Origin of the sequence: Planosporangium thailandense (assembly GCF_011947195.1) — a bacterium.
In the GTDB taxonomy this organism is placed as follows: Bacteria; Actinomycetota; Actinomycetes; order Mycobacteriales; family Micromonosporaceae; genus Planosporangium; species Planosporangium thailandense.
In genome coordinates this window covers 500,844-515,778 of sequence record NZ_JAATVY010000002.1, presented here as the reverse complement: position 1 = coordinate 515,778, position 14,935 = coordinate 500,844, and the positions used below count along the sequence as shown (strand labels likewise).

The window sequence follows — 14,935 nt, the reverse complement described above, 5'->3', positions numbered from 1 at the left end:
CAGTGGATGAGGCCGCAGGCCGGCGGACAGCGTCGGCGTGCGGCCTCGCCAGACCCGACCGGCGCCGACCTGGGCTACGCGAGGGCCGAGCAAATCGAGGGCGTGGATGAACAGTTTGTCGCACCTGCTGAAGGAGAGCTGGGCGCTCGTCGAAGATCGGCAGGACAAGGTCGCGAGCCACTTCTACGCCCGCATGTTTCTGTCCGACCCGCAGCTGCGCGACCTGTTCCCGGTACACATGGACGTGCAGCGGGCGCGCCTGCTCGACGCGATCGTCAGCTCGATCCAGACCGTCGACGACCCCGTGCGGTTCGGCGAGTACTTACGCTCGCTCGGCCGCGACCACCGCAAGTTCCACACTGAGCCGCAGCACTACGAGACCGTACGGTTCGCCCTGCTGGACGCGCTGCGCACGTACTGCGGCGAGCAGTGGTCGCCGGCGTACGAGCAGGCCTGGCGCGACGGGTACGACCAGATCGCCGCCGCGATGCAGCGCGGCGCCGAAGAGGATGCCGGCAACCCGCCGTACTGGCACGCCGAGGTGGTCGCGCACGAGCGACGCAGCCGCGACATCGCGGTCTTCACCTGCCACACCATGCAGCCCCTCGAGTACGAGGCGGGCCAGTACCTCAGCGTCGAGACCCACTACCAGCCGCGACTGTGGCGGCCGTACTCGCCCGCCAACGCCCGGCGGTCCGACGGCACCATCGACTTCCACGTCCGCGCGGTGGGCGCGGGCTGGGTCTCCAGCGCCCTGGTCCGCAAGCTCCAGCCCGGCGACATGCTCAAGCTGGCCGCGCCGATGGGGTCGATGACGCTGAACCGCCAGTCGACGCGCGACATCGTGTTCGTCGCCGGCGGCACCGGGCTCGCGCCGATCAAGGCGATGCTGGAGGTGCTGGCCGGGTACAACCGCAACCGCTGGGTCAACCTCTTCGTCGGCGCGCGCGACCGCGACGACCTGTACGACCTGGAGACGCTCCTGGCCGCCGCGGAACGGTTCCCCTGGCTGCAGGTGATCCCGGCGTGCAGCAACGACCCGGGCTGGGGCGGCGAGGAGGGCAACATCTCCGACGTCGTCGGCCGGTACGGGCCGTGGGACAACCACGACGTCTTCGTCTCGGGCTCGCCCGACATGGTCAAGGCCACCATGCGCACCCTGGCCGAGCTGCGGGTGCCCTCGATCCGCATCAAGTACGACGCGTTCGGCGACATGTAGCGTCCACGGCTTCAGTACTGCCAGGGCCGGCCGGTCTCCTGGTACTCCTCCACGGGTACCAGCGGGGCGCGGGGCGGCATCCGGTCGACGTACAGCCGCCCGTCGAGGTGGTCGATCTCGTGCAGCACCAGCCGGGCGAGCCCCAGCTCGTACCGCTTGATCACCGGGCTGCCGTCGGGCAGGAAGCTCTCCACCTCGGCCCACAGCGGCCGGCTGACCATGCCGCGCACGTCAAAGAACGACAGGCAGCCCTCGTAGCGCTCGTCGGATCGCGGCGAGACCTCGAGGACGCGCGGGTTGAGCAGGATGATGGGCTGCGCGTCCGGGTCGGACGGGCGTACGACGGCCACGGCCCAGCTCAGGTTGAGCTGTGGGGCGGCCAGCCCCATCCCCTTGCTGAACGGGTGCATGGAGCCGACCCGGTCGAGCGCGGTGAACAGGCGCGTCACGACGCCACGCGCGAGGAACTCCTGCCGGGGCAGGTCGAAGCGGCGCGCCGGACTGCGCAGCACCTCCGCGCCCCGCTGCACGATGCCGGCCGCCCGCATCCGGTCGCTGGCCCGCGGCGGCCGCTCGCCCGCCTGCGACGGTCCCTCGTTCACCCTGGCCGCCGGCTCCTCCTGGGCCCGTAACCGCCATTCCAGCCGGTACCGGGCGTGCAGCAGCGGGGTGTCGGTGCGCCAGGAGAACACCACCCGGTCGCCGGTCACCTCCTGCTCGATCGGCGTACGCAGCGGTACGGCCTCGGCCTCCGCCGACAGCGACGTCTCGACGCCCCACACCACGGGCCGGAGCGCGACCGGGAACGACAGCCGTACGAGCAGGCGGTGGGTCGGCAGGCGGACCGCGCGCTGGAACCACTGCCCCCACTTGTCGACCCCGACGCGGTAGGAGTACTCGATCTCGGCGCGCTGTCCGGGGTAGAGCGGGAACCGCCCGCCGGCGTTCTCGAACAGCAGCCAGACCTCCTTGAACGCGTCCCGGTCGCTCTTGGGCCGCCATTCCATCTCCTCGCCGTCGCTGTTGGCGCGCAGTCGAAGCTCGTCCCAGCCCAGCGGGTGGTCGCGGTAGTGCCGGTTGGACAGGTCGGGCTGCCCGGGGTACCGGTCGACGGCGATGCGGATGAGGTAGCGGGTGACCGGCTCCCGGCCGGCGTTGTAGAGCGCCCGGCGCACCCGGCAGGCGTACTCCCCGTCCAGGTACGTCAGCTCCGCGATCTCCCGCTCGACGATCAGGCCGGCGCCGGGTGGCTGCCACTGCTCGGGTACGGGCGGGTCCCGGCTCACGGTCCGGGCCCGCGCCCGGCTGCTGGCGCGCAACCGGTCGTACTCGCGGAACCGCTGCCAGATGGTGCCGTCGGCGCACAGCACGGCTTCGGCCCGCCGGGCGAAGTCGGCGGTCGGGCGGTGCCGGCGCGCCTCCACGTGGCTGACGTACGACGGGTCGAATCCCATGGCCGCGGCCAGGTTCTTCTTGGACATGCCCCGGTTGACGCGCCAGCGTACGAGCTCATCGACGAAGGCGTCGCAGGCCCGCTGCGCGGGCGAGTCACCGGTGCCCATCCGCCCCAGTCCCCGTGCTGTCGACTGCGTGCCGGTCCGACCAGTCTCACCGTGGCCCGGTCCACCCCGGCCGATCGAGACACGATGCCGACAAATCAGAGACAAATCGCCGTACGTCGATGTAACATCCGCTTTCCGTACACCGTCCCCGCCCTCCACCGGCAGCTGGTTAGGGCTGCCTAACCCGAGCTATCGTGGCGCTTGATCGCGCAAACGGGGGGTAAGGGAACACGGTGACAGGCACACGCGGGCCGGTTGGCGGCCGACGGTGACCGCCGTCAGCCCTGCCGCGGTCGCGCCGCTGGCCCCGGTACTCGGTGCCCTCACGGCGATGGCCGGCCACTACCCGGTACACGGCCTGGCCCCGGGTCTCTACGTCACCGACCGCACCGGCTGGACGCCGGCCAGCGAACTGATCCATGGCGACGCGCTCGACGAACTGCTCGCCGCCGCCGGCCGGCGCTGGGAAGCGTCCCCGCACGTCGCCGCCGCATTGGCGTGGAAGTGCTACTCGTACTGGGCGTCGCTGCCCGCCGTGCTCGGGTACGCCACCGCCCGCCGGGTGCCACTGCTGGAGCCGTCGCAGGTGATGGTGACGTACCAGGACCGGCAGCCCCTGCTTCGCGCCGGCCTGGACGACCCGGAGGTCGTCGTCCTGGCGGGTGACCCGGTCGCCGCGCTCGACGCCCCCGGTATCCGCGCCGTACCCGACGAAGCGGCGCTGCTGGCGGCGCTGCGCTCGTCGTTGATCGACGCCCACCTGGCCCCGATCGTCGACCGCCTCCACACCCGACTGCACCTCGGCACGCGCACCCTCTGGGGATCGCTCGCCTCAGGCGTCGCCCACGCCGTCTCCCGGACGGCCGACGTACTGCCCGGGTCGACGCTGGACACCGCCACCACACTGCTGGACACCCTCGGCCTGAGCGGCCTGGTGGATCTGACACCGCGCGCGTCGGGCCGCCTGGAGGTGCGCCGGCACACCTGCTGCCTGGCTTTCACCCTCCCGCAGCCCAGGATCTGCTCCGGCTGCGTCATCACCAAGGCCTGACCCTTCCGGGTACCCGTCGGCCGGGCTGTTTACGCTCTCGATCACCACGGGTAGGCACTTGTTGCCGGCGCTTGCGGACGTCGGCGTCGATGTCACGTCGAGCCCCGGTAAGTTGACCTCAGTACCGGGCCGCGGGGAGGTGAGCATGGTGAGCTCCAGTAAGACCAGGCAGGTCCGCAAGGTGCGACTGGGCGATCACCTGTGCCTGCCGTTCTCCAGCGACGACGAGCAGCGCGAGGTGCTGACCACGTACATCGTCGACGGGCTGGCCCGAGGCGAACGCGTCATCTACTACGCCGACCAGACGGCGCCCGACATGATCGGATCCTGGCTCGCCGACAGCGGCGTGGAGACCGGCCGGATGGTCGACGAGGGCCGGCTGGAGATCCGGCCGATCAACAACAACTACCTCTTCGACGGCCGGTTCGAGCCCGACGTGGTGATCACCACTCTCTGGGTGGAGGTGCGGCAGGCCCGCGACGCGGGCTACCCGGGGCTGCGCATCAGCGGCGAGATGACCTCGGACCTGCGACCGGTCGCCGACGAGCGGGCCCTGGTGGATTTCGAGCACCGCCTGGCCCGGGCCTTCCACTCCCGCGAACTCGCCGCCATCTGCCAGTACGACCAGCGGGTCTTCGACCCGTCGGCCGTCACCGGCATGATCGCCTGCCATCCGCAGGTGGTCCAGATCGACCCGCTGCACGACGACCACCGGATGCGGATCGTCCCGACCTACCTCCCGCGCGGCCTGAAGATCATCGGCAACATCGACGTGATGACCGTCGGGGCCTTCACCACGACACTGCGACTGGCCAACCGCTGGCCCGTCCAGAATCTTCATCTCAATCTCAGTGAACTCGAATTTATCGACGTAGCCGGGGTAAGGGCCATCGTGCACGCCGCCGCCGACCTCGCACCGGGGCGGCACTTGGTCATCGAACAGCTCGCGCCAGGTTTACGTAAAGTGTTCGAAGTTGTCGGTTGGGACCGGACGCCGGGCCTGCGCTTCACCGACGAGGCCGAGGGGGTAGGGACATGATCGGCCCCGCCCTGAGGCACCAGGCGCTCATCTACCGCGACTCCCAACAGTTCCTGGCCGCGGTCCTGCCGTTCATCACCGAGGGGCTGGGCCGGGGCGAGCCGGTCCTCGCGGTGACCACCGAGACCAACTCCGGACTGCTCCGCCAGGAGCTGGGCAAGGCCGCCAACGACGTGCAGTTCGTCGAGCCGGCGCGGTGGTACGACGCCCCCGGCCGCACGCTGGCCGCCTGCCACCGGTACGTGCAGGAGCGCCGCGAGGGGCAGGAACGGGTGCGCGTCGTCGGCGAGCCGGTCTGGACCGGGTGGACCCCGCTGGAGACAGCCGGCTGGAGGCGGTTCGAGGCCAGCCTCAACGTCGCCCTCGCCACGGCCCCGGCCTGGATGATCTGCTCGTACGATCAACGCCTGCTCTCGCCGGAGGTGCTCGCCGACGCCCGGCGCACCCACCCGCTGCTCAACGGCACGGACAACAACGCCGAGTACGTCGATCCCCGCGGGTTCTGCGCCCAGTGGGAGACGCAGCTTCCGCCCGCCCCCGAGGGCCGGTACGCGGCGCTGGACTTCGACGGTGACCCGGCGCCCGTACGCCGGTTCGTGGTCGCGCAGGCCAGCCGGCTCGGACTGCCGGCCGAGCGCCTCGACGACCTGATCCTCGCGGTCAACGAGGTCGCGACGAACGCGATCCGCCACGGAGCCGGCAGCGGGCAGGTACGGGTGTGGCGCGACCAGCACTATCTGATGTGCGAGGTGTTCGACGCCGGCCAGGCCACCGAGGGGCTGTTCAGACTCGTGCCGCCCAACCCCGACAGCGAGGGCGGCCACGGCATGTGGATCACCCGTCAGCTGTGCGACATGGTCGAGATCCGCTCCCGGCCGGACGGGACGACCGTCCGGCTGTACCTGCGCCTGCACTGAGCGCCCCGCGCCTGATCCGACGGCGGTCAGGCGCCGGGAACCCGCCAGACCCAGACGTCCTCGACGTGCCGCCCCGGCCCGAAGATCTGCTCGGCGCCCTCGCGGACGGCGGCGGCGTTCGGCGCGTTCTCGGGCAGCAGCAGCACGGTCGCATGCCAGCTGCGCAACTGCTGCAGGCAGTGTTGCCGCTCCTGGCCGGAGAGCCTCCGCCCGCCCTGACGGCCCTCGGCGAGCACGGTGCGGACCAGGTACGGACCGGCGCCGTACCCGCCCCGCCGGTCGTCGCGGGTCGGATCGGGGCCCAGGAAGTACCCGCCCAGGATCTTGAAGCGGAAGCCCTGCTCGGTCTGCCACTGCATGCTGGTCACATCGCTCTGCCAGCCGAACGGCAGCAGGCCGACCGTCGCACCGTCGGGCACGCTGTGATGCCACGCGCCGGTCGAGAAGAACCGCGGGGCCGGCTGCCGCGGCGTCACGGTCAGCGGGGTCGGCAGCAGCGGCACCAACGACGCCGCCAGCGCCCCGATGCCCAGCACACGAAGCGGGCTCCAGGCGCCGCGCGCGCCGGCCGAGCCGACGCCGCGGCCACCTTCGACCATGATCCAATCGACGAAGAGCGCCAGCAGCACACCCACGATCGGAATGACGACCAGCGAAAGGCGGGTCGGCACGACGGTGTCGAACAACGGCAGCTCCGCCAGCAGCCGCCACGGCCCGGCGTACGGGGTCTTCTCGCCCTCGACCACCACGTACTGGCCGAGCGACAGGAGCACGAACACCGCGGCGGTCAGCGCGAGCGCCCGCACGACGGCGCGCCGCCACAGCGCCGCCACGATCATCAGCACCAGAACCGGCAGGCCCCAGCCGTAGAACGTGTTCTGCTCGGAGACGCCCTGGGCCAGGTGCTCAGCACCGGCCTTCGTGCCCGCCAGCGACTGCTGCGCGTACCCGACGTACGAGGCGAGGTCGGTGTTGTACTCGAGCACCCACTCGGGCAGGCCGTGGTAGCTCTGGCGGCCGAAGAACTGCCGGTACAGCGGGTAGGCCACGATCACCGAGACCACGACGGTGGTCAGCGCGAGGCTCACCAGGGAGCTGCGCAGCAGAGGCGTGACCACGTCCCGCCGCTGCACCCAGTACGCCACGACGAACACGCCGAGAGCGAGCGCCGCGAGGAGCAGAACCTCCTCGTTGATGAAGAACTGGTACGTGACCAGCCCGGCCAGGAGCAGGCCGTTGCGGACCCGGTCCGCCGGCTTCCGCAGGTCCAACACGACGAGCACGATGAACGGCAGCAGGAACTGTGCGACCACGTTCGGATGGCCGGTGCCCTGGCCGAGCATGCCCGGCGCGAAGGCGCAGAACGCCCCGCCCACGAAAGCGGCGATCCGCGACGCGACGACGCGCCGGGACAACACGTGGTACCAGCTCAACGCGGTGCCGAAGAACGCCGCCGTCAGCATGATCCGGAACGACACCGGCGCGCCGAACAGCGCGGTCATCGGCGCCAGCGGCAGGGTCAGCCCCCACGTCGACGTGTTGGCCATCAGGTTGACCCCGAACGGCGCGTTGACGACGTCGGTGAAGAAGGGGTCGCACAGGTGTCGCAGCGTGCGGACGGCGTTGGCCAACATCCACTCGAACTGGACCTCGTCCTGCTGGTTTTCCTGCAGAATCGCGCCGGTGGGGTGCAGCCAGAGCTGAACGGTCACGGCCAACGCCAGCAACGCGTACCCGATCGCGGCGAGCCAGTCGCCGGCGCGCCTGTCACGCACCCGCGGGGACGCCGGAACGGACCGGTCGGCGCCGGTCCGGAGCGACTGGGTGCCGAGGCTGGCGTGATCGGTCGTCATGGGAGATTCAGTGTTTCACGTACCAGCCAGCCTACGGAACCGCGCCGAGCGCCGCCGACCGGCTTGTCCGGGGCAGCTGTACGGCCTACCCCCGAACGTGGCCCACCCAACACGGGGTCGTAACGCCGGATCGCGTGTTGCCGGATCGTGTTGCCGGCTCGTGCGCAGCCAACCTTCCTGCCGGAGAGGATTAGGCCGGCAACCGACGGGAAGCTCCCGGCAATGGGCGGCAAGCAGATGGAAGGCGACAACCAGCGCCGCCGGGCGCTTGCCCGGCGAGCCCGCGAGGAAGGTAGGGCGCCGAGCGAAGCCGGAGTCACGTTGGGCTCCTCCAAGCAGCCCGAGCACACCGAGCACTCGCACCGGGGCGGTCCGCCGCCGGCCGGCTCGCACAAGCCGGTGCCCCACAAGCCCGCCGAAGGAACGCCTCCGCAGCCCACCCCGCCATGGCCGAAATGGCACCCCCAGGAGGTGGGCATGGCGTCGACCAATCCCGGCTGGATCCGCTACCGCGACCTGATCAGCGAGGTGGGCAGACGCGCCGACCTGGATTTCGATCACGCGCGGCTGGCCGCCGAGGCGACCACGACCGTCCTCGCCCGCGCGCTCAAGGAGGACGACCGCCGGCAGTTCCTGGACGCCGTACCGACCGAACTGCATGACGACTACGCGATCAACGTGCCGTACGCGCCGCTGGATCTCAACGGCTTCCTGATCCAGATCGGCACGATCGTGCACCGGGAACGCGACCAGGCGCGGTACCAGGCCCAGGCCGTCCTCAGCACGATGGACGAGCAGGACCATGAGCTGATCGAATCGCTTGACCTGCCCGACTATCTGCACAATCTGATGGCCCCTCCACCGGTCGGAGGTGGCCTGGTGGCCGGCCCGACGGAGCAGCCGGCGCCGCTCACCGACGACGAGGTGCGCGAAGCGCTGTCCAGCCTGCCCCTGTGGTCGGGGGACCGCCGCGCCCTCATCCGCGAGATCGTGCTGCCGCCGGAGAACCTCGACCGGGTGCTGCGGCGGCTGGCCCGGCTGCGGGAGGAGGTCGGGCGCGGGCCGCACATCGGCCGTGAACGCCCCGACACCGCCAGCCTCGTCGTGCGTACGACCAGCGTCGGCGCCGTCACCAGATCGGATGTCGAGCTCGCCCGCCGCGTCGACGCCGCCGTCCTCGAGGCGGGCGCCGGAATGGCCGCCGGCTGACGCCGCACCGGCCACGGCCGGCTGAACCACCGCACCGGCCACGGAACTGCGCCCGTGCCGCGCCCGCGGCCGCCGACGCACCCGGTTTAAAGCGGTCCGCGCTGGTCAGTAACAGCACGCGGTTCCCGTGGCAAGGCAATACACGATTGATCTCTGCTGGCGGTCGCGCCCGGACACTCTGGCGGTCGAGCGCCGGCGACGCGCCAATGGCCAACTCTCACCACTCACTGCGGATCAGCGTATTCAGGTGTCGAAGCCGAAGGAGGTACATCGACGCGTACGCGGGAGACGGGACCCGTCGTCGAACGCCCCGACCCGAGGTCAGTCGCATCACTCGTACGTCATCGATCACTCGTACGTCATCGCGCTCCGCGATCCCAGCAGGACCGAAGACCTCACCGCGAGGCGAATCCGGAGGAAGACCATGACGTCAACCACGAAGCACGATGAAGCGCGTGACATCCGAGAGACCCGAGACACGCGGGAGCAGGGTAACGGCCAGCGTGTCATCCAACCTCTCCTGCTGGCCGCACTGATGGCCCGTCACGAGGAGCACCGCGAAGAGATCAATCCCATGATGCTCGCCATGATGAGCCGGAGCCAGGAGGAGCGAAGCCAGGACATCGATCCGGTGGTGCTGGCGATGATGGTCCGCGCCCGTGCGCCGCACAAGGAGACGATCAGCCCGGCCGTACTGGCGATGCTCGCCAGCGGCGGAGAGCGCACGGGCATGGTCGGCCCTCTTCTGGTGTCCCTGTTCGCCCACCACCACGAAGAGCGCTGGGACGGGATCGCCCCGATGGTCGTCGCCATGATGTCCCGCGATCGCGAAAGCCGCGGCATGGATGTCGGCCCGATCGTGCTGGCGATGATGGCCAACCGCCGCTAGGCCGAGCTGAGGACGTAACTCCCGCGCCCAGGGCGCCGTACACACCGCCCCTTACGGAAACGTGTTCAGGACTGTCGAACGTTGCCGTCCGGTGCCGGGTATGCCGGCAACCGGGCGGCAGCGGACAAGATTGGGAGGAATGATGGCGGACAAGCCGGTGGCCGGTTCGGTGGAGCCGCTGCTCGACGAGCTCACAAGGGAGATGGCGACCAGCGCGGAACCGAGCGTCGACAGCATCATGCGCCATGACGCCGTGACGAACGCGCTGACCGAAGCGGCCACCGTGTCCCTGTCCCGCGCCCTTGCCGAGTCGTCCGGACTCGACCGGGTCCTTCTCGGCAGCGCTCTTGTCCCCGCCCTCGCCGACGCCCTGGCTCCGGCACTCGCGCGGGCGCTGATGCCGGAGATCGTCAACATTCTCGAACGACTGGACGCGGCTGAGTCGCCCCGCAAGGAGCCGGTCATAGGCCGGAAGCGCTGAAACCCTCACGATCCGGCGTCACCGTCTCGGGTGGACGGGCCCGGCGCAGGCTGAGGTGCCCGGCCCGCGCAACCCGGACGACATGCAGAGCCCAGCCAGCCGAGGAACCGCTCGTGGAGGTCCCCGGCGCGGTCCTCGGCAAGCTCCTGCGCCGCGTCGCAGAAGTACGTCCGCATCAGCAGCACGAGACAGGCGCGGGCGCCGTGGTATTCCGCCAGTAGCTGCGACTTCCGCGTGCGACACGGCCAGCGCTGCCCGCACCCGCCGCAGAGCCAGTCGGGGCGGAGGGGGTTGTGGTCACTCATGACCACTGCCCGTCGCCGACGACCGCGCCCGCGTACCTGCTGACGGCCGCATCCTGACGACAGCGGATGCGCCGTGACCAGCACTGCCGCATTTACCGAAGCCTCCCCGTTGACGTTCTCACGCGACATTCGCGTACGACGCTAGGCGTGGTCGGGCCGCCTGGGAGGGGCCAGTGTGGGGGGCCTTGTCGCGCCAGCGTTCTTCCGCCGCTCGGCGGCATGGCGGGCGCTGCCGAAATTCGCCACGGTCGGACGCGGACAGACGGCAGGCCCACCGCGACGACGGTGCGACACCCAGCGCGACCAGGCACTTCGGGTAAAACGGCCATTTAGGGCGTACTCTGACCGACGCAGATCGGATCAACCATCGTCGGACAGCGCCGGACAGCACCGGACGCTCGCGGGAGGGATGACGATGACGGAAACCCTGACGTCAAGCTTGGAACCGCAACCGGAGGCCGTGAACACGGTCAGCGACCTCGGCCAACAATTGCGCCGCCTCCGAGTGTGGATGGGGAGGCCCTCCTTGCGAGCTCTGGAAGACGAGGCAAAGAAACTCCGGAAAGGCGAGGGCTCATTTCTCTCGCTTCCCCGCAGTACGGCAGCCGACGCCGAACGCGGTCGTCATCTGCCACGACTGGAATCGGTCGAGGCATTCGTGCGCGCCTGCGGCGTCTCTGACCCCGCCGAGGTGGAGCGGTGGAAAATGGCCTGGCGCAGAGCGGCCACGCAAATGAGCTCCGCCCCGTCCGCGGCCACCGCGTCGACGCGCACGCATTCCGGTTCGAACGGCAACGACCAGAGCCGCACCGCCCCTGCCGGCTTTTCCACCGCCGAGCGACTGGCCGCAATGCCCGTACGCGCGGCGGCTGACGCGCTCACGAACATGCCGGTTCTCGACGCCGCCATGATGCTCGCGGCAATGGACAGTACCGCCGCCGCTCGGCGGTTGAGGGCGATGCCCACCGACAAGGCTGCGGCCATGCTGGCCGAAATGGACGAATCACTGGTCCTGCAGCGCCTTCAACCGCTGGAGCCTTCGGCGGTCGCCACGCTGTTGAGCCATATGTCGCCGCAGCGTGTGGCGGAACTGCTGACTGAGTCGCATGACATCTCGCCCGAGTGGGTGAGCACCGTTGTCGCCGCGATGCCGACAGACCAGGCAGCGGCCGTACTGAATGAACTTCCCGCGCAGCAGGCCGCCGCCCTCTCCGTCATCCTGCTCGGCGAGCAGGCCGCCGCCGCGCTTTCGGAGCTGCCCGCACCCGAAGCGGTGGCGGTGCTGTCCGCGATGCCCACCGACCAGGCGGCAATGGCGCTGACGGAACTGTCGGCGCAGCGGGCCATCGCCATTCTGGCCGTCATGCCGCACCGGCAGGCGGCAGCCGTCCTGGCAAAGCTTCCGGCGCAGCAGACCGCCATCCTGGTGTCCGCGCTGCCGACCGAACAGGCGGTCGCCGTCCTGCCTGATCTCCCTGCCGAGCAGGCGATGGCGGTTCTCGCGAAACTGCCCGCACCGCGCGCTATGGCCGTGTTGAAGGAGTTGCCGACGGAGCAGGCCGCCACCCTGTTGTCGGAGCTACCCACGCAACGGACCATGGCCGTCCTCGCCGTCATGTCGACCGAGCAGGCCGCCGCGGTCCTCGGCCAGATGCCGGCGGAGACGAGGGAACACATCCGGGAGGAACTACGCGCGCACCAGCGTCACTGACGGCCCGGCCGTCCGGTAGCGGCCCGTATCAGGGCGTGATGCGGCGGGCCCGGAGCCAGCCGCGGAGCCAGTGGGCGACGGCGTACGGCGGGATGATGGCGCTGGTGACGGCCATGCGGGTGATCTCGGCCGGGGTGCGGGGACCGGGGGCGATGCGGGCGGCGGCGAACTCGGCGGTGCCGGCCAGCCAGCCTGCGGCGGCCAGCACGGCGACGGCCCGGGCCGCGCGGCGCGGCCGGCCGGTCAGCCGGGCGGCGGCGGTGAGCGCGGCCGCGGCGGTCAGGCCGGCGGCGGTGATGCCGGCGTGGCGCGGGCGGCGGCCGGGCGGGGCCTGTAGCAGGTTCCGCCAGTGCGGGCCGTAGAGGCGGCGCAGCAGGGCGTCGTCGGCGTTGCCGGCCTGGGTGCGCAGGCTGACCCAGGGGCTTTCGGGGCGGACGGGGTGGGTGACCCGGCGGCTGCCGACGGTGAGCGTGCCGCCGGCGCGGCGGATGCGGTAGGCCAGGTCCGCGTCTTCGCGGAAGGCTCGAGGGAAGCGTTCGTCGAACCCGCCGACCGCGGCGAGGGCGTCGCGGCGATAGGCCATGTCGGCGGTGATCCATTTGCCGGCCGCCAGCCCGGCGGTGACGCGTTCCCAGTCGGTGGGGCGCCGGTCGGCCGGCAGCGGCACCTCCACCACCCCCTGCACGCCGGCAACCTGGTCGTCGACGTCGAGGTCGTCGGCGAGGGTGGTCAGCCAGTCCGGGGCGGGGATGACGTCGTCATCCAAGAACGCGATCCACGGCTGGGTGGCGGCGTGCCAGCCGGTGTTGCGGGCAGCGGCCGGGCCGGCGGCCCGGCCGGGCACGATCCGGGTGACCGGCTTCAGTGCCGGCGGCAGCTCGACCAGCGGGCCGCTCGGGTGGCGGCGATCGTCGACGACGATGACCTCCAGCGGCAGCGGCAGCACCCCGTCGGCCGGGGCCAACGCCTGCAGCAGCACGGCCAGGCTGGGCCGGCCCACAGTGGGGATGACGACGGAGACCCCGATGCCCATCAGCGGAACGCCTCGGCCCGGCGCACGGCGAACGGGCCGATGGCCAGCAGGTCGATCGGCGCCGATCCGAACAGTTCGAGCACGTCGAACGGGGTGTCGACCATCGGCCGGCCGGCGGTGTTCAACGACGTGTTGACCACCACCGGTACCCCGGTCCGCGCCTCGAACGCGCGCAGCAACTCGGCGACGAGGGGTTCGCGGTCGTCGGTGACCGACTGGATCCGGGCGGTGCCGTCCACGTGCGTGACGGCCGGGATGCGCTCGCGCCAGGCCGGTTTGACCTGCTGCACGAACAGCATGTACGGGCTGTCGAGCAGCCCGTCGAAGATGTCGGCCGCGCGCTCGGCGAGCACCATCGGCGCGACGGGGCGGAACTGTTCGCGGCCCTTGACCTGGTTGAGCCGCTCGGTGTTGTCCGCATCGGTCGGGTTGGCCAGCAACGACCGGTGCCCCAACGCCCGCGGCCCGTACTCGCTGCGCCCTTGAAACCACGCCACGATCCCGTTGCCGGCCAGCACCTCCGCCGCCGTGTCCGCGATCGACGCCGGCCGGGTGTAGGGCAGCCGGGCCCGGCGCAGCTCCGCCTCGATCTCGGCGTCGGAGAAGCCGCGGCCGAGGTCCGCGCCCGGCATCGGCCGGGTCGCGTCCCCCAGCCCGCGCGCCACGTGCAGCGCCGCCCCCAGCGCGGTGCCGGCGTCCCCGGCGGCCGGCTGCACCCACACCGTCTCGAACGGCCCCTGCGCGGCCAGCCGGGCATTGGCCACACAGTTGAGCGCCGTCCCCCCGGCCATCGCCAGGTGCCGATTACCGCCCGACGCCGCATACAGCCAGCCCGCCAGCTCGAGGATGACCTCCTCGAGGCGGGTCTGCACACTGCTGGCCAGGTCGGCGTGCTCCTCACCGGGTACGCCGCCGGGCGGCACCGGCTTGGTCAACGCCGCCCAGTCGATCGGCGCCACCCGGAACCCCCCGTCCCCGGTCGCGGTGACCAGCTCACGCAGCTCGGGCAGAAACCGCGGCCGGCCGTAGCTGGCCAGCGCCATCACCTTGTACTCATCCGAGCTGCGCAGAAATCCCAGATGCGCGGTCAGGTCCTCGTACATCAACCCCAGCGAGTGCGGCAGCGCCTGGGCGTACAGCGGCTGCAACGCCCCGTCGGTGTAGACGCCGGCCAGGTGGCTGGACGCCTCCCCCCGCCCGTCCAGCACCAGCACCGCGCAGTCACCGTGCCCGGCGACCCGCGGCGCGGCCAGCGCCGCCGACGCCGCGTGCGCGGCGTGGTGCGGCACGAACCGCACGATCGACGGGTCCAACCCGGGCAGGGCGGAGGCCAGAAAGCCCGGCGCCCGCTTCGCGTACTCCTGCCGCAGCCAGTCCCACGGGTCGGTGAGACCCAGCTCCTCGGCCGGCCGGCACAGCCCCGGATCGAACGAGTACGCCACCGCGTCCAGCTGGGAGGCGTCGATCCCCGCGTGCGCCAGACACCAGGCCGCCGCCTGCTCCGGCAACTCCCACGCCGAAAACGGCACCGGCCGCTTGCCGTGCTTACGCCGGCTGAACCGCTCCTCCTCGGCCGCCGCCACCACCGCACCGTCGACCACCACCGCAGCCGACGGATCATGGAAGACCGCATTGATACCCAGCACACGCATGGCCCGCTCGTACC

The 14,935-nt window shown here is 71.1% G+C and carries 12 protein-coding genes; 8 read left to right on the top strand and 4 right to left on the bottom strand.

The features are described from left to right. Positions 1 to 106: 106 nt before the first annotated feature. Entirely contained in the window at positions 107 to 1,219 is a 1,113-nt protein-coding gene (locus HC031_RS05175) for an FAD-binding oxidoreductase (RefSeq protein ID WP_167923969.1), read from the top strand. Between the two features lie 11 nt (positions 1,220 to 1,230). On the opposite strand, the gene HC031_RS05170 is transcribed toward HC031_RS05175, so the two are convergent. Further along, positions 1,231 to 2,781, bottom strand: a complete 1,551-nt coding sequence (locus HC031_RS05170; RefSeq protein ID WP_167923968.1) for a peptide deformylase — start codon at positions 2,779 to 2,781, stop codon at positions 1,231 to 1,233. 331 nt (positions 2,782 to 3,112) lie between these two features. Between HC031_RS05170 and HC031_RS05165 the strand changes: the two genes are divergently transcribed. The 3 genes from HC031_RS05165 (at position 3,113) to HC031_RS05155 (ending at position 5,788) form a co-directional block, all read left to right on the top strand. Continuing rightward, positions 3,113 to 3,832 (top strand): ferric iron reductase, encoded by a 720-nt coding sequence (locus HC031_RS05165; protein WP_167924063.1) that lies wholly within the window; start codon positions 3,113 to 3,115, stop codon positions 3,830 to 3,832. A gap of 145 nt (positions 3,833 to 3,977) precedes the next feature. Beyond that, entirely contained in the window at positions 3,978 to 4,871 is an 894-nt protein-coding gene (locus HC031_RS05160; RefSeq protein ID WP_167923967.1) for an MEDS domain-containing protein, read from the top strand. Further along, positions 4,868 to 5,788, top strand: a complete 921-nt coding sequence (locus tag HC031_RS05155) for a sensor histidine kinase (protein WP_167923966.1) — start codon at positions 4,868 to 4,870, stop codon at positions 5,786 to 5,788. The genes HC031_RS05160 and HC031_RS05155 overlap by 4 nt, the downstream gene beginning before the upstream one ends. A gap of 26 nt (positions 5,789 to 5,814) precedes the next feature. Here the strand turns inward: HC031_RS05155 and HC031_RS05150 are convergent, their stop codons facing one another. Continuing rightward, positions 5,815 to 7,641, bottom strand: a complete 1,827-nt coding sequence (locus HC031_RS05150) for a DUF6311 domain-containing protein (protein ID WP_167923965.1) — start codon at positions 7,639 to 7,641, stop codon at positions 5,815 to 5,817. Between the two features lie 222 nt (positions 7,642 to 7,863). Between HC031_RS05150 and HC031_RS05145 the strand changes: the two genes are divergently transcribed. The 4 genes from HC031_RS05145 (at position 7,864) to HC031_RS05130 (ending at position 12,236) form a co-directional block, all read left to right on the top strand. Next, on the top strand, positions 7,864 to 8,850 hold the full coding sequence (locus HC031_RS05145; RefSeq protein ID WP_167923964.1) for a DUF2267 domain-containing protein: 987 nt from the start codon (positions 7,864 to 7,866) through the stop codon (positions 8,848 to 8,850). A 424-nt stretch (positions 8,851 to 9,274) separates the two neighbouring features. Beyond that, positions 9,275 to 9,739 (top strand): hypothetical protein, encoded by a 465-nt coding sequence (locus HC031_RS05140; RefSeq protein WP_167923963.1) that lies wholly within the window; start codon positions 9,275 to 9,277, stop codon positions 9,737 to 9,739. A gap of 142 nt (positions 9,740 to 9,881) precedes the next feature. Continuing rightward, positions 9,882 to 10,220 (top strand): hypothetical protein, encoded by a 339-nt coding sequence (locus HC031_RS05135; protein WP_167923962.1) that lies wholly within the window; start codon positions 9,882 to 9,884, stop codon positions 10,218 to 10,220. Positions 10,221 to 10,940: 720 nt separating this feature from the next. Continuing rightward, on the top strand, positions 10,941 to 12,236 hold the full coding sequence (locus tag HC031_RS05130; RefSeq protein WP_167923961.1) for a magnesium transporter MgtE N-terminal domain-containing protein: 1,296 nt from the start codon (positions 10,941 to 10,943) through the stop codon (positions 12,234 to 12,236). A gap of 28 nt (positions 12,237 to 12,264) precedes the next feature. Here HC031_RS05130 and HC031_RS05125 read toward each other — a convergent pair whose 3' ends face one another. Both HC031_RS05125 and HC031_RS05120 read right to left on the bottom strand, forming a co-directional pair. After that, entirely contained in the window at positions 12,265 to 13,269 is a 1,005-nt protein-coding gene (locus HC031_RS05125) for a glycosyltransferase family 2 protein (protein ID WP_167923960.1), read from the bottom strand. Then, positions 13,269 to 14,921: a carbamoyltransferase family protein gene (locus HC031_RS05120; RefSeq protein ID WP_167923959.1), complete on the bottom strand. Its 1,653-nt coding sequence runs from the start codon at positions 14,919 to 14,921 to the stop codon at positions 13,269 to 13,271. Before HC031_RS05120 ends, HC031_RS05125 begins: the two co-directional genes overlap by 1 nt. Between the last annotated feature and the right edge of the window lie 14 nt (positions 14,922 to 14,935).

Excerpts from the sequence above, each read along its gene's own strand:
- HC031_RS05175 (WP_167923969.1), top strand. The coding sequence starts at position 107 with ATGAACAGTTTGTCGCACCTGCTGAAGGAGAGCTGGGCGCTCGTCGAA.
- HC031_RS05145 (WP_167923964.1), top strand. The coding sequence starts at position 7,864 with ATGGGCGGCAAGCAGATGGAAGGCGACAACCAGCGCCGCCGGGCGCTT.
- HC031_RS05140 (WP_167923963.1), top strand. The coding sequence starts at position 9,275 with ATGACGTCAACCACGAAGCACGATGAAGCGCGTGACATCCGAGAGACC.
- HC031_RS05120 (WP_167923959.1), bottom strand. The coding sequence starts at position 14,921 with ATGCGTGTGCTGGGTATCAATGCGGTCTTCCATGATCCGTCGGCTGCG.
- HC031_RS05170 (WP_167923968.1), bottom strand. The coding sequence starts at position 2,781 with ATGGGCACCGGTGACTCGCCCGCGCAGCGGGCCTGCGACGCCTTCGTC.
- HC031_RS05125 (WP_167923960.1), bottom strand. The coding sequence starts at position 13,269 with ATGGGCATCGGGGTCTCCGTCGTCATCCCCACTGTGGGCCGGCCCAGC.
- HC031_RS05155 (WP_167923966.1), top strand. The coding sequence starts at position 4,868 with ATGATCGGCCCCGCCCTGAGGCACCAGGCGCTCATCTACCGCGACTCC.
- HC031_RS05130 (WP_167923961.1), top strand. The coding sequence starts at position 10,941 with ATGACGGAAACCCTGACGTCAAGCTTGGAACCGCAACCGGAGGCCGTG.
- HC031_RS05135 (WP_167923962.1), top strand. The coding sequence starts at position 9,882 with ATGGCGGACAAGCCGGTGGCCGGTTCGGTGGAGCCGCTGCTCGACGAG.
- HC031_RS05165 (WP_167924063.1), top strand. The coding sequence starts at position 3,113 with ATGGCCGGCCACTACCCGGTACACGGCCTGGCCCCGGGTCTCTACGTC.
- HC031_RS05160 (WP_167923967.1), top strand. The coding sequence starts at position 3,978 with ATGGTGAGCTCCAGTAAGACCAGGCAGGTCCGCAAGGTGCGACTGGGC.
- HC031_RS05150 (WP_167923965.1), bottom strand. The coding sequence starts at position 7,641 with ATGACGACCGATCACGCCAGCCTCGGCACCCAGTCGCTCCGGACCGGC.